Origin of the sequence: Geobacter sp. (assembly GCF_030834625.1) — a bacterium.
Taxonomy (GTDB): domain Bacteria; phylum Desulfobacterota; class Desulfuromonadia; order Geobacterales; family Geobacteraceae; genus Geobacter.
Window position 1 is genome coordinate 32315 of record NZ_JAUQXO010000072.1, and the last position, 18116, is coordinate 50430.

The following is an 18116-nucleotide window of genomic DNA, read 5'->3' on the forward strand; positions in this document are numbered from 1 at the left end:
TGGGAATTGGCTGGTTATTCCAGAATGTCCGCTGTTTTCAGTTTGCGATGAACTTTTTCCTTCTTCAGTGCCAGATACATCCAGAGAAGGGAGACGCACGTTGAACCGTACAGGAGCATGAAGGCGGTGCTTCGGATACCGGTCAGGTCCACCAGGGCGCCGAACATGATGGGGAGGAGGAACCCTCCGAGTCCTCCGACGAGCCCCACGATGCCGGAGATTACGCCGATGTTGTGGGGATACTCATCGGCAATGTGCTTGAACACTGACGCCTTGCCGAAGCCCCAGGCTATCCCGACAATGAAGAGGAGGGCCGTGAAGATCCATACATTGAGCCCCACATGGCGCGACACGGGGCCGTTCACCGTCTTGACGACCACATCAAAGTGGGGCAGCGAGAGGAGGAACAGGCACCCGCCGGAGATCCACATGACCCAGCAGGTGACGGTGTGGGCGCCGAACCGGTCCGAAAGCCAGCCGCCCAGGGCGCGGATCACCCCGGAGGGGAGCACGAATATGGCGGCGAGCAGGGCGGCGGTTCTGATTTCGAACCCATACTCATTAATGTAGTACTTGGTCATCCAGAGGGACAGCCCCACGTAGCCGCCGAAGACGATGGCGTAGTACTGGCAGTAGCGCCACACCTTCGGGTCCTTCAGCGCCGCCAGCTGGTCCTTGATGGTCACGGTCGAATCGACCTTGTGGCTGTGCTCGGTGAAGGTGAAGAGCCAGAACATGATGGCCGTGACGAGCATCGCCACGGAATAGACCTTGGGGACCGCCTGCCAGCCGTAGGCCACCACCAGGGAGGGGGCCAGGAACTTGGTCACCGCAGCGCCCGCGTTCCCGGCGCCGAAAATCCCCATGGCGAACCCCTGCCGGGCCTTCGTGAACCAGCGGGCGGTGTAGCTGATCCCCACCGAGAAGGAGCCGCCGGCAAGCCCGAGGAACAGCCCCAGGAGGAGGAAGTGCCAGTATTCGGTGGCGGCACTCACCAGGTAGATGGGGATGATGGTACAGAGCATCAGGATGAAAAAGACGATGCGCCCGCCGTACTTGTCGGTCCACATCCCGAGCGGCAGCCGGATCAGGGAGCCGGAGAGGATCGGGGTGGCGGCCAGGATGCCGAATTGGGTCTCGTTCAGGCCCAGGGCGGCCTTGATCGGAATGCCGATGATGGAGAACATCACCCACACCGCGAAGCAGACGGTAAAGGAGAGGGTATTCATCGTCAGAACCGATATCTGCCGGTGCTTGTGGGTCGCCATGGCGCGCTCCCTGATCTGGGTTCCCCACGTTGCCACCGATGCCATCTTATTCTCTTGCGTTTCCATGACGTACTCCTCCGACTACCGTTACCCCACCCTTTCCTTTGGCTTGGATTGCCAGCGGTAGAGGATGGGAGGATCCTTCAGGAACGTGAACGGCTGATAGAGCATATGGACCAGCTTGGTGAAGGGCAGGAGCGCCACGATCAGGAATGCCCCGGCCGCGTGCAGCTTGAAGATGAGGGGGAAGTCGGCCATATACTCCAGCTGCGGGTTGAAGGAGATGAGGGAGTAGAAATAGGGAACCACCGTGTGGAGGTACCACTGGGAGCCCCAGCGCATGAAGAGAGAAATATAGACCCCCGTGGCGGTCTGGGTGATCAGGAGCAGGAGGAGGACCCAGTCGCTCACCAGGGTCAGCCGCTTCAGGGTGGTGGAGTTGGCCCGGCGCAGCAGCAGGATGATGCTGCCGAACAGGGCAAGGAACCCCAGGCCGAGGCCGACGCTCTCCAGGAAGATCAGGGCGTCCTTGTTCCCCAGGAGCCGTTTCATGACTCCGGGGGCCACAATGCCGGCCAGGTGCGCCAGGAGGATCAGGATGATCCCGTAGTGCCACGGGTTGATCCCCCAGTAGAGAGTCCTGCGCTCCAGGAACTGGGTGGAATAGGCCGTCCAGCCGAGGCGGTTGCTGAAAAAGCGGTAGGGGGTCACCACCAGGACCAGCGCCAGGGCCACGTAGGGAAGAACGACGAAAATGAGCGTATTCAGCATGGTCTTACCTCCGGGTGCATAACCATTTTCGGGCGGCTTTGTTCGGGAACGCCATGGCCGATGGCTTCAGCCGGGCGCACTCCCTGGGCGGCGTCCTCGCCGCAGATGAGGCGGATGGCCTCCACCACGGGCCTCCAGGGGGAATCCCGGCGGGATGCGGCGAAGCTGCCGGCGAGCTTCTCGACCCCCGGCACCACGTACCGGTCGATGAACGCTTGCCGTGCCCCGGTCTCCCCCTTGCTGGCCAGATGGGCCAGGAACCAGAGGATGAGGGGGAGGTGGTCGGGGAGCTCGTTGCCGAGGGGGGTGTAGTCATGGAGGCGATACTCCCCTTTCAGGGCGATGAGATACTCCCCCTTCTTCTGGTTGTCGCCGAACAGGTGGTGGCCCAGATAGGGGGCGACCGACGGGTTGAAATCGAAGGTCGCCACATATTCCTCCTGGATTTCCGCCAGGGTCGATCCGGTCACGAACTCCCCGAAGGGGCCGAGGGAGCACTCCAGGCGCTCAGCCACGAGATACCCCTGGACGAGGCCCAGGGCCGACAGGAGGCCTTTTTTCTCCTGGGGGTAGTCGAGCATCCGGGCGAGGGATGCATAGAGTTCAGCGGTTATCATTTTCCCCTCCCCGTCTTCTTCAGGATGCCGAAGCCGCTGGCCCCCTTGCGGGTGTGCGAATCGAGATCCTCCCGCTGCTGGGGCGGAATGATGTTCCGCTCGTTGTAGCCGCCGACCGTGAAGAGGCGATAGAGACGGCCGGCTCCGGCTTCGTCCAGCCCCGCCCTCGCGAGGATCGCCTCGTCAGGGGGCTGGTTCAGGTTTTTGGCCCGCATGTGGATGCGGAGGGCGATGAGCTTCTCCAGGGCCGCCGCCACCACCTCCCGGTTGCCGCCCCCCAGGAGGCTCGCCAGGTACCCGATGGGGGCCCGAAGAGACTCCCGGGGCGGGATCGTCCCGTGCTCCACCAGTTCATGGAGTTCGCCGCCGGCTGCCAGAACCGGCGAGAGGGACGGGATGTAGTAGGCCATGGGCATGGTCCGGAACTCGGGGTGGAGCGGCAGGGCCAGACCGAACTCCTTGACGAGGGCGTAGACCGGCGACTTCTCGGCGGCCTCCAGCCACTGCTCGGGGACGCCGTTCTTCCGGGCCCCTTCCCGGACCGCCTCGTCCCGGGGGTCGAGGATCACGGCCCGGTGGGCCTCCACCAGCTGGTTGTCGGGCTTCAGGAGGGCCTGCTCCACCTTCGCGGCGTCGTAGAGGAGAACCCCGACGTAGCGGATCCGGCCGACGCAGCTGTGGGCGCAGGCGTTGCACTGGCCCGTCTCGGTCCGGGGGAAGCAGAAGATGCACTTTTCCGCCTTGCCGCTGTTCCAGTTGAAGTAGACCTTCTTGTAGGGGCAGGCGCTGGTACAGAACCGCCACCCCTTGCAGACCTCCTGGTCCACCAGAACCACCCCGTCCTCGCCCCGCTTGTAGATGGCCCGGGAGGGGCAGGAGGCGACGCAGGCGGGGTTCAGGCAGTGGTTGCAGATGCGGGGGAGGTACTGCATGAACATGGTGCTGTACTGCTCGATGATCTTCCGGTCCTCCAGGTTCACGTCCTCCGCCGCGTAGACCTGGGAGCCGGAGAGGTCGTCGTCCCAGTTGGGGCCGGCCTTGATGTGGGCCATCTTCTCCCCGGAGATCTGGGAGAACGCCTCGGCCACCGGCTGGTCGTCACCCCCCTTGGCGCCGTAGAGGTTGCCGTAGTCGAAGTCGAAGGGCTCGTAATAGTCATCCAGCTTCGGCATATTGGGCTGGAAGAACATGTTGAGGAGCGTCGGCCCCTTCCCCATGGCCTTGAGCCGCAGGTTCTGGCCGTCGGCGACCCAGCCCCCCTTGAACTCCTCCTGGTCCTCCCACTTCTTCGGGTAGCCGACGCCGGGCTTGGTCTCCACGTTGTTCCACCACATGTATTCCGCGCCCTTGCGGTCGGTCCATATGTTCTTGCAGGAGAGGCTGCAGGCGTGGCAGCCGATGCATTTGTCCAGGTTGAACACCATTACCAGTTGCGCTCTGACATCCATTGTCTCACCCCCTCAGCTTTCTGACGACCACGTAGCTGTCCCGGTTCACGCCGGTGGGTCCCCAGTAGTTGAAGTAGTAGCTGAACTGGGCGTAGCCCCCGAGCATCAGGGTCGGCTTCAGGCGGATGCGAGAGAGGCTGTTGTGGACCCCGCCCCTCTTGCCGGTCTTCTTCGATTTCTGGATGTTGATGGTCCGCTCCGGCGCGTGGTACATGACCGCCGCCCCCTTGGGAATGCGGGAGGAGACCACGGCCCGGGAGACCACCACGCCGTTGAAGTTGTAGACCTCGATCTCCTCGTTGTCCTCGATGCCGGCCCCGGCCGCGTCTTCGTGGTTGAGCCAGACCACCGGTCCGCCCCGCCCCAGGGTGAGCATCCGGAGGTTGTCGCTGTAGGTGGAGTGGATGCTCCACTTGCCGTGGGGGGTGAGGAAGTTGAGAACCAGCCCCGTTTCCCCTTCGGTCTCGTCCAGGATCGCCGGGTTGAGCTTCGCCTTGAAGGTGGGGAGCCCCTCGTGGAACTCGCCGTAGTACGGGTGGTCCAGGTAGAGGGACTGGCGGCCCGAGAGGGTGCGCCACGGCACGTCGTATTCCACGTTCAGGGTGTAGGGGGCGTAGGGGCGCCCGTTGTTCACGAGGCCGCTCCAGACCGGGGTGCTGCAGTAGCGCTGGGGCTTCTGGGTCACGTGCTCCCACTTGATCCGCAGGTCCCGGCTCCCGGCGGCGATCTGGGCCAGGGGCTTGCCGACCCGCTTCTCCAGGTTCTGGTAGGCCCGGTAGGCCAGCTCGCCGTTGGTCTCCGGGGCGAAGGAGAGGAGCACGTCGGCCACGGCCTTCTCGTCCTCCAGGTCCAGGAAGGTCTTGCCGTTCCAGCTGCGGGTCGGCATGGTCTCCAGGAGCGTCTCGTGGACGTCGTCCGCCTCCCAGCTGACCCCGTGGGCGTGGAGGTGACCCATGTGGGGCCCCACCGACACGTAGCGGTTGTAGAGGTTCACGTAGTCCCGCTCCACGATGGCCAGGTTCGGCATGGTCTTGCCGGGGATCGGCTCGCATTCCCCCAGCTTCCAGTCCTTCACGGTCCGCTGGGCGATCTCGCCCGGGGTGTCGTGGAGGAGCGGCGCGGCGATGATGTCCTTCACCGGCGTCGGGAGGTGCTTCACCGCCAGCTCGCTCACCTTTTTGGCGATGCGGGTGAAGATCTTCCAGTCGGACTTGGATTCCCACGACGGCGGCACGGCGGCGTCCAGGCAGTTCACGAAGGAGTGCATGTCGGTGGTGTTCAGGTCCGATTTCTCGTACCAGGTGGCCGTGGGGAGGACGATGTCCGAGTAGAGGGTGGAGGTGTCCATGCGGAAGTTCAGGTCCACCACCAGGTCCATCTTCCCTTCGGGGGCCTTGTCGTGCCAGACGAGATCCTTCACCTGCCCCTTGGCCACCTCCTTGGCGGAGAGGCTGCTGTTGGGGGCGCCGATGACGTGCTTCAGGAAGAACTCATGCCCCTTGGCGCTGGAGGAGATGGCGTTGGCCCGCCAGATGAACCAGACCTTGGGGGAATTCCCCTGGCCGTCCGGGTCCTCGATGGCGAAGCGGGTCTCGCCGCTCTTCAGCCGCCCCACGAGCCAGGAGCGGATCTCGTCATCGCTCTGGGCCCCCGCCGCCTTGGCCGCCTCCACCATCCGCAGGGTGTTGTCGTTGAAGTGGGGAGCAAAGGGGAGCCACCCGAGCCGGACCGCCTTGGCGTTCATGTCCGCCGCGTGGAGCGGCATCTTCTCGCCGGTTTCGGGCTTGAAGTAGTCCACAAAAGTCCGGTCGTAGCGCCACTGGTCCGAGTGGATGTACCAGAAGCTGGGTGTGTTCTGAAGCCGGGAGGGCTTCACCCAGTCCTGGGCCATGGCGATGGAGGTCCAGGGGGCCAGGGGGACCACCTTCTCCTGCCCCACGTAGTGGGCGAGCCCCGCGCCGTTGCGGCCGACGCTGCCGGTGAGGATCAGGGCGGTGATGGCGGCCCGGTAGATGAGGTCGTTGTGGTACCAGTGGTTCACCCCGGCGCCGATGATGATCATGTTCCGGCCGCCGCTCTGCTCGCCGTTCTCGGCCCATTCCCGGGCGATCTTGATGAGGGACTGGGCGGCGATGCCCGTGTACTTCTCCTGCCACTTCGGCGTGAAGGGCTTGTCGGAACCGTAGCTCCCGGGGTAGTCCCCCCCGAGGCCCCGGGAGACCCCGAACTGGGCCATGAGGAGGTCATACACGGTGGCCACCGTCACGGGGCCGTTCTTCGTCTCGATCCGCCGGACCGGCACCTCACGGATGCTGTCGCCGTCGGACTCGAACGTGAAGCGGACCTGGCCGGTCTCGCCGCCGATCAGGGTCAGGCGGCAGTCGATGTCGGAGCCGTCCACCAGGTCCTTCATGTCCAGGTTCCACTTCCCCTCCTGCTTGCTCCAGCGGGTGCCGAGGCTGCCGTGGGGGATTTTCACGTCACCGGCGCCGTCGGCCACGCAGAGGGTCCAGTCGGCATGTTCAAGTGAGGCGCTCCGCTCGAACTCGGCGGCCCGGAGGAACTCACCCTGACGCAGGGCCCCGCCCTTCTCATCCAGCTTCACGAGGAACGGGAGGTCGGTGTACTTCAGGGCGTACTCCTGGAAGAAGGGGACCTGGCGGTCGGCGTAGAACTCCTTGAGGATCACGTGGTTCACCGCCATCCAGAAGGCGCCGTCGTGCCCCTGCTCCACCGGGAGCCAGTTGTCGGCGAACTTGGTGGCGATGTTGTAGTCGGGGGACATGACCACCACCTTGGTGCCCCGATAGCGGGCCTCGGTAAGGAAGTGGGCGTCCGGGGTCCGGGTCATGGGGACGTTGGAGCCGCAGAGCACGATGTAGGAGGCGTTGTACCAGTCGGCCGACTCGTTCACATCGGTCTGCTCCCCCCAGACCTGGGGCGACGCGGGGGGGAGGTCGCAGTACCAGTCGTAGAAGCTCATGGCGACCCCGCCGAAGAGCTGGAGGAACCGGGTGCCGGCCGCGTAGCTGATCATGGACATGGCGGGAATGGGCGAGAAACCGATGACCCGGTCGGGGCCGTATTTCTTCGCGGTGTAGATGGAGGAGGCGGCGATCAGTTCGGTCACCTCGTCCCAATCGGCGCGGCGCATCCCCCCCGTCCCCCGCTTGCCCACATAGGCCTTGCGGGATTCCGGGTTCTCCACGATGCTCTTCCAGGCATCCACCGGGTCCTCGTGGCGGCTGCGGGCCTCGCGCCAAAGGTCGATAAGGGCGCCGCGCATGTAGGGATACTTCACCCGCAGCGGGCTGTAGAGGTACCAGGAGTAGCTGATCCCCCGGGTGCAGCCCCGGGGCTCGTGGTTGGGAATGGTGCCGTCGAACTGGGGGTAGTCGTTGGCCTGGAGCTCCCAGCCGACGATGCCATCCTTCACGTGCACCATCCAGCTGCAGCTGCCGGTGCAGTTCACCCCGTGGGTGCTCCGCACCACCTTGTCGTACTGCCAGCGATTCCGGTAGAACTCTTCCCATCCGCGGTCACATCCGGTCCGGTCGTCTTTTATTCTTTCATGTGACATTTATCTGGTCCTCCTTTTGTAGAGAATCAACACCGCGAGACAGAAGATAAAGAAGCCGGCGCCGGCTATGGGGAAGATGTCGAAGGACCACCCCCCCCGCTTCTGGGCCGCCGCATCTTTGGAAAAGGCCACCACGGCGGTGATCTCCTCCTCGGTCAGGGGGCGGTCGGCATACATCTTTTTCATGACCGGGAACTTGAGGCTCTTGAGCACGCCGCGCAGCCCCTGCTCCCCCATTCCCTCGTAGTGGTCCGAAAGGTCAGTGGCCATGTTGCCGCCGGAGACCCCCGGCGCCCGGAACGGGTGGCAGGCCGCGCAGGGGGCGCCGCCGTTGGCGAAGGGACTGGAGCCGGTGAAGAGTGCCCTCCCCTGGGCCACCAGCTGCGGCGTCACCACGGTTTCCACCGGCTTGGCCGGCGCGGCGGCCGGCTGGGCCCCTGCCGCGGCCCCGCCCCCGCCTGAACTCCTGAGCCAGGCAATGATCTTCAGGGCATCGTCATGGCTGATGCCGAGGTTCGGCATCTCGTAGCCGTATTTCTTGATCAGGTCCACGCGGGACTGATCTTTCGCCATCTTGTCCGGCTCAATGATGATCGACTCGAGCCACTCCTCGGACCTCCTGTCGGTTACCCCCTTGAGATCCGGCCCCCCCCCGTCGCCGCCGCCGACGGTGTGGCAGCCGGAGCACTGCTTGTCGAACAGATCCTTGCCGGGATCGGCGTAAGCGAGCGCTGCAAGGGACAACATCAGCAACAGGCAAACCGTACTGATTGCTGCTCGAGACATTCCTTTCATCATGGTGTTCCTCCCGCACTGGATAGATGGTTCTCAAACCGAGTGTAAGCCGGAGCTTATAAATATATTGTAAGGATAACTGTAGAATAACGTTTTACAAATCCGGGTCCTTGATTTAGATCAAATTTATGAAAGTTCAAAAAAAATTTTGCTAATGGGAGTCATCATACTTGAACACGGGAAAGATCTTGTTCAGTCCCCAGAAAAAGACAAACGGCGTAATTCCAACCAGTATGGCGCCGATGAGCCCTTCCTTGAAGGTCTCGATGTCGTGGGGAATGATGGGAAGTTCGTAGTGCATGAATCCGGAGAAGGAGGCCGAGAAGGCCTGTCCCCCGATGACGAGGTTCCAGCGCATCATGAAGACCCCCATGAGGACGAGGATCGTGGCCACCGCCGCCCTCTTGGCCGTGATGCGCGGCAGAAGGAAGAGGGTCAGGGGTACCAGGTTGCCGAGGCCGTACTGCACGATGAAGATATTGACGAAGTCCTGGCCGAAGATGACGCTCCGCACGATTTCCCACGACTGGAACTTGGCGTAGTCCCTGAAAAGGAGATCCAGCAGTTCCAGCCCCAACGCGGCAATGAGGGCATAGACGAGATACCGGGATGTCATGGTGATCTCGTACATCTCCATGCTCTTGATCGCTTCCGGGGAGGGAAGGGAGGGGTCCTGCTTCCTCTTCCACCCCGCCATGAGCTTGCGGATCTCCATGGTAACCATGTAAACGAGCATGCAGAGGGCGATGCCCGAGACCACCGCGGAGCAGATGAAGATGAACGGCATGAGGGGGGTGGTCCAGAGGGCGTTCGCTTTGACCGAGCCAAAGATGAAACCGGCGTAGCCATGGAGGAGGCAGGCGACCGGGATCCCCACGGTTGCCATGATTTTCACCGCTTTTTCGTCTTTTTCCAGGGCATGGGCGCTGATGTCCCAGGCGCCGAGGGTGAGGGTCGAAAACAGGAGGTACCTGAATCTCTCCAGGGGGCTCTTGTCCGGTTTGGCCCGCAACGCGAGGGCCGTCTCCACGAAATGCCGCCGGTAGACGAACCAGAGCTCCGAGGCGACGATCATGCCGTAGGTGGAAAAGGCGATGCCGAAGGCGGCGATGGCCGAGGTGAAGTGGGGGGTCAGCATCACCTCGATCCCCCGCTCCGGGTGCTGGAGATGGAGCTGGAGCGGTATCATCGCCACCGGGAGGAGGGCGAAGGAGAAGACCAGTGAAAAGCGCGCGATGTCCTTCAGCTGCTTGATCCCGAAGACATGGTAGAGGGAGGAGAGGACGAAGGCGCCGGCCACCAGGCCGGTCATGAAGGGATACATGACAATCTGGATGGTCCAGTAGATGTATTCGTTTGGGTAGACAAACAGCTCTTTCAGTGTCCAGGCTTCTCCGTGTACCATGGCTATTTAACCTCCTTGGAAAGGCCTATGTAGTAGACCTGCGGCTTGGTGCCGTACTGTTCCTTCAGGACGCCGATCCGTCCGGACATGATGGTTTTGGTCACCGGATCGTCGGGATCCCGCAGGTTCCCGATCTTTCGTGCGCCGAAGGGACAGGCGTCGACGCAGGCCGTCTTCATCCCCTTGGTGATCCGGTGATAGCAGAAGGTGCACTTTTCCGCCGTCTTGTACTCCGGATGGAACGAGCGCACCGCGTAGGGGCATGCCATGATGCAGTAGGCGCAGCCGATGCAGTGCTTCCTGTCCACCAGCACCACCCCGTCTGGGGTCTGGTAGGTGGCCCCCACGGGGCATACCTGGACGCAGGCGGGGTTTTCGCACTGGTTGCAAAGCTTGGGGACAAAGAACGCCTTTTCAACGTCGTCCTTGTTGATCTCCTGAAGCCCTTCTTCGTTGAGGTCAATGCGGTCCGTGGTGAAACCGTCCCGCGCCCCCTTGGGGGAGTCCACATAGGTCTTCCCCTTTTTGGTGACCACGTACCGCTCCACCCAGGTGCGCGTTATGTTGGTCTCATGGGGGATCTCGTTCTCCGTCTTGCACGCCTTCACGCAGAAGCCGCAGCCGACGCAGGCCTGGGTATCCACCAGGAAAGCCCACCTTACCCTTGATCCGTCCGGCTTCTCGGCAAGGAGCTTTCTCGGGTTGATGAGTTCCAGAGCAGAGAGAGGAACTGCCAGTCCTGCGATAACTGTAATGCTATTTTTGAGAAAGTCTCGCCTGTTCATCGCTGTGACTCCTTGAGATGGGGTTGTGCGGGTCATGACACAAGCTGCATTCCGCGCCGGGGTTGTGGGTGTCGGGGTTTATCCCAACAATGTTTGCCCTGCCGCTGGTCGGTGTGGTGAGGGCTGCATGACACCGCAGGCAGAGCGCCCGACTCCTGTCGATGGTGAGGGTGGGAGGGTCGTCGGGATGGTTCAGGGCCGGACCGTGACAGTTTTCACAGTTGATGATTCCGTGGGGAGTGCGGCTGAGGCTTTCCACCTTGTCGGCGTGGCACTCCTTGCAGTACGAGGCCGTCCTGTATTTCACGGTTACGGCTTTCCATTCGTTTTCGTTCCCTTTGCGGTGCATGCCGTACATGTATCCCCGTTCATGGACGCCGAAGTCTTCCGGCACCAGGAACGTTCTGGCAATGAGGACCAGAACGATCAGGGCTACGGCGATATAGAGCGGTCTCCAGACATGACTCCCCATGTAATTATCCCCTCTTTCTTGGCGTTTTCATCATATTCCGGGATGTTTTGAAAGTGTCCGGGCGATGAAGCCAAATGATGTTTTATTGGTGGCGGGTCCAGCGCCATTCCACTCAAACGCTTTCCCCACACGAATATTCGGAATCGACAGGGTAACAACATAATGGCAAGTCACGTACCAAAAGCGCCTGGCGGGATAAAAAATCATAACCATGTAATAAATATAAGCTAACACAATTATGGAACGGCTCGATGAATGTGTGCAGACGGATGTGACGTTACCTTGCAGTAACACATGGGAGAGAAAGGTTACGTACCCCGGTTCTGCGCAAACCTTGGTAACAGGGAAAAATGGGGGAGCGTCCCGCCACGCCGTCAGTTGGCCGGCAGAGGGATCATGAGCTTCTTGCTCCCCATCAGGAGACCTCGATGGACAACAGGAAATTTCGTGCGATACTTCCCCCATGAGCAAGGTTCATAACTGAGCGAAACAAATGGCATTAATGGAACTGCGGAGGAACCCATATGGCAGGGGGAACCATCTGGAAGGGGAGTATCCATTTTGAGGATACGGATGTACCGGTGAAGCTCCATGCGGCGGTCAGGGAGGAGCGGATCCAGTTTCACCTCCTGCACAGGCGCGATCAGGTGAGATTGCGCCAGCAGATGATCTGCGCCTTCGAGAAAAAGCCGGTGCCGGCGGAAGCGCAGATCAAGGGATACGAGGTGGAGGAGGGGAAATACATCATCATCGATCCGGCGGAACTGGAGGAACTCGCCCCGGAGAGCAGCCGGATGATCGAGGTTCACGAATTCGTCAGGTCCGAACAGATCGATCCCCTCTTTCTCGACCACGTCTACTACCTGGAGCCGGACATTCCTTCCGCGGGATACAGCGAGCTTGTGGCGGCCCTGAGTGAGATGGGGGTGGCAGGCATCTGCACCTGGACCATGAGAAAGCGGGCCTATCTCGGGGCTCTGCAGGCAAGCGGGAAGATTCTTCGCCTGAATACCCTCCGGCATGCCGACGAAGTGATTGCGGCAGCTTCTCTCGAACTGAAGGATATCCCTCTGTCGGAAAAAGAACTGAAGATAGGGATCGACCTGATCAATCAGCTGGCTGCTCCTTTTGAGCCGCAGAAATTCGAAAACGAACATCAGAAGAAGCTGCAGCAGCTGATCGAGAAGAAAGCCCGGGGCGAAAAAGTCGCGATCCTGCGCCCCAAACGCCTGACGCCGACGGCACCGGACAAGCTCCTTGAAGCCCTTGAAGCGAGCCTGAAGAAGGTGGCCTGAAACGGGAGAATGACATGCAGGGGATATGGAGCGGGACCATAAGTTTCAGTCTGGTGGCGATTCCTGTGGAGCTGGTGAAGGCTGTGGAGCCCGGCCGGATCTCCTTTCGCATGCTCCACAGTGAGGACTTCTCCCCCCTCGCACGAAGGATGTTCTGCCCGAAAGACGATGTGATGGTCCCTCCCGAGGAGATCATCAGGGGATACGAAATCGCGCCCGAGAGATACATACCGATCACGGACGAGGAGTTGGAATCCGTGTCGCCCGAGCGGAGCCGCACCATCGAGATCGTCGACTTCATCGATATGAAGGAAGTGGATCCCATCTACTTCGATCACCCCTATTACCTCGTTCCCTTGAAAGGGGGCGAAAAATCCTACCGGCTGCTGGCCGAGGTCATGGGCCGGACAAACATGGCCGGGCTCGCGAAATTCGTGCTGGCCGAGCGCGAGTATCTCGTGGCGGTCAAGAGCACGGAGGGGGCACTGGCCGTGACCACGCTCCATTACAGCGAGGAAATACTCTCCGCTGACGATATCGCCCCGAAGGAAGGAACGATCGAAGCCGAGGCGAAAAGCCGCATGAAAAAGAGCATCAAAACCATGATGGCGGATTTCAACCCCGGGAAATATGCGGACGAGCGCCGGGAAAGGCTCATGGATCTCCTGAAGAGGAAGGCACAGGAGAAAGCCCCGGTGGAAGCCCCTGTCATGGAAGGCGAAGAGGAAGAAGGGCCCATCGACCTCGTCGCCGCGCTGGAGGATATCATGCGCAAGGTGAAGAAGAGCCGGTGAGCCGCACATTCGTCGACATCGCCGGGAAAAGGCTCTCCCTGTCGAACCTGGAGAAGGACCTCTATCCGGCCCATGGCTTCGCGAAGGCCCATGTCCTGGAATACTACACCCGCATTGGGGAGTGTATCCTCCCCCACCTGAAGGACCGGGCACTGACCCTGAAGCGCTATCCCGAAGGGGTGGAAAAGGATTTCTTCTTCGAGAAGCGTTGCCCTTCCCACCGTCCGGCCTGGGTGAAAACGGCCGAGGTGCCCCTAGATGACGGGGAGCCGATGACGGTCTGCCTGGTGGACGACCTGGAAACGCTCATGTGGGTGGAGAACCTTGCGTCCCTTGAGCTCCACGTCCCCCTGGCCCGGGCCAGCTCCCCCGATACGCCGGATTCCATGGTCTTCGATCTCGATCCCGGCGACGGGGCGGACATTCTGGACTGTGCCCGGGTGGCACTGATCCTTCGGGACCTCTTCTCCCCGTTGCGGCTTGCAAGCTATGTGAAAACCTCGGGGAGAAAGGGGCTCCATGTGTATGTCCCCCTGAACCGAAGGGAGACGACCTTCGAGGAGACCAAGACATTTTCAAGGGCCGTTGCGCTGATCCTGCAGAAAAACTATCCGGACCTGGTGACCGCGAAAATGGCTAAGGGAGAGCGGAAAGGAAAGGTTTTCATCAACTGGTCCCAGAACGACGCGTCCAAGACGATGATCTGCGTCTATTCCCTGCGGGCCCGGGAAAAACCGATCGTTTCGTTTCCCCTTGAATGGAAGGAACTGGAGCGCCTGGCCGAACGCGGCGACCCGGAAAAGTTCCATATCACCCACGCTGAAGCCGTGAGCAGAACCGAGAAAACGGGGGACCTCTTTCGGGAGGTGTTGACCAAAAAACAGAAGCTTCCCCATCTCTGACGGCTTGCGAGGAAACGGTTAGAACATTATGGGATTGAAGGAATACGCCTCCAAACGGAAATTCGGGGAAACGCCCGAACCGGAACCGACGCCTCGCCGCGGGGAGAAGCGGCTCGTTTTTGTGGTCCACAAGCACGCCGCCCGGGCCCTTCACTACGACCTCAGGCTCGAAATGGAAGGGGTGCTCAAGAGCTGGGCCGTCCCAAAGGGGCCCTCCCTCGATCCTTCCCTGAAAAGGCTGGCCGTCATGGTCGAGGACCATCCGTTCGACTACAAGGATTTCGAGGGGGTCATCCCGGAGGGGAATTACGGCGCGGGGAGCGTCATCATCTGGGACAGGGGCTTTTATCGCCCCCCTTCCGCAGCCGGAGACGATAGCGAGAAGCAGCTTCTGGCCGGATTGAGGAAAGGGGACCTGAAGTTCGTCCTCGAAGGTGAGAAGCTCCGGGGCGAATTCGCGCTGGTGAAGACGGGGAAGGACGGGAAGTCGTGGCTCCTCCTGAAGAAAAAGGATCGCTACGCCACCAGGGAGGACATTCTCGGCGAAAACCGCTCGGTACACTCCGGCAGGACCCTGGAGGAGGTTTTCGAAGCCGGGCCGGGGACAGCTGCAGGACAGAAAAAAATTGAGCAGATCCGTCTTCGGGAGACCATGGAAAGCCCGGAGTTGAAAGATGCGCCCCTCCAGCCGATGCCCCACGGCATCCAGCCGATGCTGGCGACCATGGCCAAGGTACCCTTCGACCACCCCGACTGGCTTTTCGAGGTGAAATGGGACGGGTATCGGGCCATCGCCGAGCTCCGGGACGGAGACGTTTCGCTCTACTCCCGGAACCAGACCCCCTTGGAGAAAAAGTTTTTCCCCGTGGTGGATTCATTGCGGAAACTGGAGTTTGATGCCGTTCTGGACGGTGAAATCGTCGTGGTTGACGCCCAGGGCCGCCCTGATTTCCAGATGCTCCAGAATTACCAGGAATCCGGCAGCGGCCATCTGCTCTACTACGTCTTCGACCTCCTGTACTTCGAGGGCCATGACCTGACCGGCCTCCCGCTGCTCACAAGGAAAGAGCTCCTGAAGAGGATTCTTCCCTCTTCCCCGAGAATCAGGTTCAGCGACCACGTCTGGAAAGACGGGGTCCTGTTTTTCACTGTCGCCAGGGAAAAGGGCCTCGAAGGGATCATTGCCAAGCATTCCGGCAGCACCTACCAGATGGGGAGCAGGAGCCGGCAGTGGCTGAAGGTGAAGAGGCAGCCCACGCAGGAGGGGGTTATCGCCGGATTCACTGAGCCGCGGGGGGGAAGAAGGTCTTTCGGCGCCCTTGTCCTGGCGGTGTTCGAGGGGGACGAACTGGTCTACATCGGCCATGCGGGAGGGGGATTCTCGGGAAAAGATCTGAAGGAAATCCGCGAGAGATTTGATCCCCTGATCCGGAAAGAGTGCCCCTTCACCGTGGAGCCGAAGACCAACACCCCGGCCACCTGGGTAAAACCGGAACTGGTCTGCGAGGTAGCCCTGTCCGGCTGGACCCAGGACGGCATCATGAGGCACCCCGTTTTCCTCCGTCTGCGGGAGGACAAGGCCGCCGGCGAAGTGGTACGGGAGGTGAAACCATGAAAATCCATATCGGCACCAGCGGTTACGCGTACAAGGAATGGAAGGGGATCTTCTATCCCGAGAAGATATCCCCCAAAGAGATGCTCCACTTCTACGGGGAGCGCCTCAACGCGGTGGAGATCAATTACACCTTTCATCACATGCCAACGGAACGGATCATCACTCCCTGGGCGGAACAGGTCCCCGACGATTTTACCTTCGCGTTCAAGGCCCCCCAAGTCATGACCCACCTGAAGAAGCTCCGAAACGTGAGTGAAGAGGCTGAATACTTCTTCAGGACGCTGTCGGTCCTGGGGGGGAAGCTGGGGCCAGCCCTGTTCCAGTTTCCCAAGAGTTTCCACGCGGAAAAGAACCGCACGGCGCTGGAGGAGTTCCTCCCCCTTGTTCCCCGCAACGTGCGCTGCGCCTTCGACTTCCGCAGCCCCTCCTGGCTCGATGCCGGAATTGCCGATCTCCTTCGCGAAAGAGGATGCAGCCTGTGCCTGGAGGATACCGACGAGAGTCCGGCAGGTGAGATCATCAGCACAACCGAATGGGGCTATCTGCGCCTGCGCCGCACCAATTACACGGAAGCCGACCTGGCACAGTGGCTGGAAAGAATCCGTTCGCAGCGATGGGAAAGGGTTTACGTCTTTTTCAAGCACGAGGAAGAGGCCGACGGGCCGATCACGGGGCCCGAAACGGCGCTGCAGTTCCGCACGCTTGCCGAGGGTCCGTAATGCCGCCCGCCTCCTCAGCGGCGTTGCGCTCGGGAAACCTCCTTTTCGAATCCGGGCAGGATCGCCTTGAAAAAAGCGTTTCTCACCAGTCCGGCGACGATCTGCCATGTGCTGACCTGGGGGTTTTCCACCCTGCCCGAGATGTCCGCCTTGGTGGCCACCACCTCACGCGGGCTTCTTTCAAGAAGTGTGGCGATGCCGCCAACCAGCATTTCGTACATGCGGCGAAAAAGGCTTTTCTCTTTGTCCGTCCTTTTGTCATACACCTTTACATCCTTGAAAAAGGGCTTCACGTAGCCGGTAATGACATTATTTCTGACCTGCAAGTCTGAATAAAACGAAAACGTCCCCTCTGACACATCGAATTTGCCGTAGGCGCGAAACAGGTCATTCATCGACGTGAGCCGCGTATTCTCGATTTTGACATGGACATCGAAATCGGGGCCGTCTTTCTCCGGCCGGAACGAAGCAGTCGCCTGGGTTGAGCCGCTTCCCATAAATTTGCCATTAATTTTCACCTTGGCCGGCCCCTGCAGAAACTTGTTGGAAAGATTGGAAAGGGTAAGAGCCGTGTCGGCAAGGAAGACGCGATAAGCAGGACTGGCGCTCTTATTGACGAAACCGAGGTTACAGTTGGATAAAGCCAGCTGATCAAGGCGCAGGAGTATGCCAGGTTTGCCGGCTACTTCGCTGGCAGCCTTCTTCACCTTCTCGACGCGGCGCTTTTCGGCGGCAGCAGTACGAGGCGAATGAATGTAGTCGAGCTCCATCCCCTGGATGGTGAGATTATGAACATGCGCAACTTTTACTTGAGGGGCGTACTCTGTTTCGCCGGAAGCAAAGAGAATCCCATTGCGTATGGAGAGATTCGAGCGGGCGATCACGGGCCGGAAGTAGTCAAGGGGGACCTTCTCCGCGGTGAAGCGGGCGTTAATCCCCGGATGGGGCTGAGCGAGGAAATTGGCTTTGCCGTCCACGACTGCGCGTCCTGTGTCAAATACGACGGTTTCCAGATGGAATGAGGATGGATAGACCTTCTCCGGGAAATGGATGTTGCGGATGTTGCTCGCCTGCAGAAAAAGGTGGCTTAAGCGAAGGGGCCGTTTTGGATCCTGATCGATATACACCAGGTTACCGTCAGTAACCTCCAGCTTGTTGATTTTGAGGGGGTAGATAGCTTCTATTGCCTCCTGCCATCCGCGATCTTTGAATGGTACTTTGCTGGCGACCTCACTTCGCAGCTGCTTCAAGTTGATATGGACTTCCGGGCGGTCGAGCGACAATTCCGAAACGAGCCTGCCGGCGAAGATCTCTCGCCAGTGGATGCTCACATGCAGCATCGGAAAGCGGGCAACGGGCGTGTCCGGATGGGCCTGCTGGGTAACGGTAAGTCCTTTCAAGGTCATGGATAGTCCAACCAGTTGAAAGTGCAGTCCCGGCAGACGCACTGAATAACCCTTCAGATGGTGGTTCATCTTCTTTTCCATGGAGCTGCGGAGCGGTTCATCCAGGAAGAAGGACGCTATGAAAAGAGCAACCACAAGGAGGACGAGTGTGCCGGCAAACCAGCACAACACCTTTGGTGCCAGACGTAAGGCCTTTGACAAGAAAGACGCTTTTCCGTTATCCACGTTGACTTCCCCGGAACAG

At 60.6% G+C, this 18116-nt stretch carries 15 protein-coding genes; 5 read left to right on the forward strand and 10 right to left on the reverse strand.

Annotated elements, in window-relative coordinates; translation table 11 throughout:
* Nucleotides 1-14: 14 nt before the first annotated feature.
* The 9 genes from RCH91_RS17045 to RCH91_RS17085 form a co-directional block, all read right to left on the reverse strand.
* Nucleotides 15-1268, reverse strand: coding sequence for a nitrate/nitrite transporter (locus tag RCH91_RS17045; RefSeq protein ID WP_373694411.1), 1254 nt, complete (start codon nucleotides 1266-1268; stop codon nucleotides 15-17).
* An 87-nt stretch (nucleotides 1269-1355) separates the two neighbouring features.
* The gene (locus RCH91_RS17050; protein ID WP_306536208.1) at nucleotides 1356-2039 is read right to left on the reverse strand and encodes a respiratory nitrate reductase subunit gamma; all 684 of its coding nucleotides are present in this window, start codon (nucleotides 2037-2039) and stop codon (nucleotides 1356-1358) included.
* A complete protein-coding gene (gene narJ / locus RCH91_RS17055) occupies nucleotides 2033-2656 on the reverse strand; it encodes a nitrate reductase molybdenum cofactor assembly chaperone (RefSeq protein WP_306536209.1) in 624 nt (207 codons plus the stop codon). Before narJ ends, RCH91_RS17050 begins: the two co-directional genes overlap by 7 nt.
* Nucleotides 2653-4104 (reverse strand): nitrate reductase subunit beta, encoded by a 1452-nt coding sequence (gene narH / locus RCH91_RS17060; RefSeq protein WP_306536210.1) that lies wholly within the window; start codon nucleotides 4102-4104, stop codon nucleotides 2653-2655. Before narH ends, narJ begins: the two co-directional genes overlap by 4 nt.
* Before the next feature lie 4 nt (nucleotides 4105-4108).
* Nucleotides 4109-7684: a nitrate reductase subunit alpha gene (locus tag RCH91_RS17065; RefSeq protein ID WP_306536211.1), complete on the reverse strand. Its 3576-nt coding sequence runs from the start codon at nucleotides 7682-7684 to the stop codon at nucleotides 4109-4111.
* On the reverse strand, nucleotides 7685-8482 hold the full coding sequence (locus RCH91_RS17070) for a cytochrome c (RefSeq protein WP_306536212.1): 798 nt from the start codon (nucleotides 8480-8482) through the stop codon (nucleotides 7685-7687).
* A gap of 148 nt (nucleotides 8483-8630) precedes the next feature.
* A complete protein-coding gene (gene nrfD / locus RCH91_RS17075; protein ID WP_306536213.1) occupies nucleotides 8631-9884 on the reverse strand; it encodes an NrfD/PsrC family molybdoenzyme membrane anchor subunit in 1254 nt (417 codons plus the stop codon).
* Between the two features lie 2 nt (nucleotides 9885-9886).
* Entirely contained in the window at nucleotides 9887-10669 is a 783-nt protein-coding gene (locus RCH91_RS17080) for a 4Fe-4S dicluster domain-containing protein (protein ID WP_306536214.1), read from the reverse strand.
* Nucleotides 10641-11141, reverse strand: coding sequence for a cytochrome c3 family protein (locus RCH91_RS17085; RefSeq protein ID WP_306536215.1), 501 nt, complete (start codon nucleotides 11139-11141; stop codon nucleotides 10641-10643). The genes RCH91_RS17080 and RCH91_RS17085 overlap by 29 nt, the downstream gene beginning before the upstream one ends.
* Nucleotides 11142-11665: 524 nt before the next feature.
* Between RCH91_RS17085 and RCH91_RS17090 the strand changes: the two genes are divergently transcribed.
* From RCH91_RS17090 to RCH91_RS17110, 5 genes are read left to right on the forward strand one after another with little or no spacing between them, the layout of a single operon-like run.
* On the forward strand, nucleotides 11666-12436 hold the full coding sequence (locus RCH91_RS17090; RefSeq protein ID WP_306536216.1) for a Ku protein: 771 nt from the start codon (nucleotides 11666-11668) through the stop codon (nucleotides 12434-12436).
* Between the two features lie 14 nt (nucleotides 12437-12450).
* On the forward strand, nucleotides 12451-13230 hold the full coding sequence (locus RCH91_RS17095) for a Ku protein (protein ID WP_306536217.1): 780 nt from the start codon (nucleotides 12451-12453) through the stop codon (nucleotides 13228-13230).
* Nucleotides 13227-14132: a non-homologous end-joining DNA ligase gene (gene ligD, locus RCH91_RS17100; protein ID WP_306536218.1), complete on the forward strand. Its 906-nt coding sequence runs from the start codon at nucleotides 13227-13229 to the stop codon at nucleotides 14130-14132. Before RCH91_RS17095 ends, ligD (RCH91_RS17100) begins: the two co-directional genes overlap by 4 nt.
* A 28-nt stretch (nucleotides 14133-14160) precedes the next feature.
* On the forward strand, nucleotides 14161-15747 hold the full coding sequence (gene ligD, locus RCH91_RS17105) for a non-homologous end-joining DNA ligase (RefSeq protein WP_306536219.1): 1587 nt from the start codon (nucleotides 14161-14163) through the stop codon (nucleotides 15745-15747).
* Nucleotides 15744-16466 (forward strand): DUF72 domain-containing protein, encoded by a 723-nt coding sequence (locus RCH91_RS17110; protein WP_306536220.1) that lies wholly within the window; start codon nucleotides 15744-15746, stop codon nucleotides 16464-16466. Before ligD (RCH91_RS17105) ends, RCH91_RS17110 begins: the two co-directional genes overlap by 4 nt.
* Before the next feature lie 14 nt (nucleotides 16467-16480).
* Here the strand turns inward: RCH91_RS17110 and RCH91_RS17115 are convergent, their stop codons facing one another.
* Nucleotides 16481-18097 (reverse strand): DUF748 domain-containing protein, encoded by a 1617-nt coding sequence (locus RCH91_RS17115; RefSeq protein WP_306536221.1) that lies wholly within the window; start codon nucleotides 18095-18097, stop codon nucleotides 16481-16483.
* Between the last annotated feature and the right edge of the window lie 19 nt (nucleotides 18098-18116).

What these genes read in the sequence shown, in the direction of transcription:
- RCH91_RS17045 (WP_373694411.1), bottom strand. Translation starts at nt 1,268, where the DNA reads ATGGCGACCCACAAGCACCGGCAGATATCGGTTCTGACGATGAATACC.
- RCH91_RS17050 (WP_306536208.1), bottom strand. Translation starts at nt 2,039, where the DNA reads ATGCTGAATACGCTCATTTTCGTCGTTCTTCCCTACGTGGCCCTGGCG.
- narJ (WP_306536209.1), bottom strand. Translation starts at nt 2,656, where the DNA reads ATGATAACCGCTGAACTCTATGCATCCCTCGCCCGGATGCTCGACTAC.
- narH (WP_306536210.1), bottom strand. Translation starts at nt 4,104, where the DNA reads ATGGATGTCAGAGCGCAACTGGTAATGGTGTTCAACCTGGACAAATGC.
- RCH91_RS17065 (WP_306536211.1), bottom strand. Translation starts at nt 7,684, where the DNA reads ATGTCACATGAAAGAATAAAAGACGACCGGACCGGATGTGACCGCGGA.
- RCH91_RS17070 (WP_306536212.1), bottom strand. Translation starts at nt 8,482, where the DNA reads ATGATGAAAGGAATGTCTCGAGCAGCAATCAGTACGGTTTGCCTGTTG.
- nrfD (WP_306536213.1), bottom strand. Translation starts at nt 9,884, where the DNA reads ATGGTACACGGAGAAGCCTGGACACTGAAAGAGCTGTTTGTCTACCCA.
- RCH91_RS17080 (WP_306536214.1), bottom strand. Translation starts at nt 10,669, where the DNA reads ATGAACAGGCGAGACTTTCTCAAAAATAGCATTACAGTTATCGCAGGA.
- RCH91_RS17085 (WP_306536215.1), bottom strand. Translation starts at nt 11,141, where the DNA reads ATGGGGAGTCATGTCTGGAGACCGCTCTATATCGCCGTAGCCCTGATC.
- RCH91_RS17090 (WP_306536216.1), top strand. Translation starts at nt 11,666, where the DNA reads ATGGCAGGGGGAACCATCTGGAAGGGGAGTATCCATTTTGAGGATACG.
- RCH91_RS17095 (WP_306536217.1), top strand. Translation starts at nt 12,451, where the DNA reads ATGCAGGGGATATGGAGCGGGACCATAAGTTTCAGTCTGGTGGCGATT.
- ligD (WP_306536219.1), top strand. Translation starts at nt 14,161, where the DNA reads ATGGGATTGAAGGAATACGCCTCCAAACGGAAATTCGGGGAAACGCCC.
- RCH91_RS17110 (WP_306536220.1), top strand. Translation starts at nt 15,744, where the DNA reads ATGAAAATCCATATCGGCACCAGCGGTTACGCGTACAAGGAATGGAAG.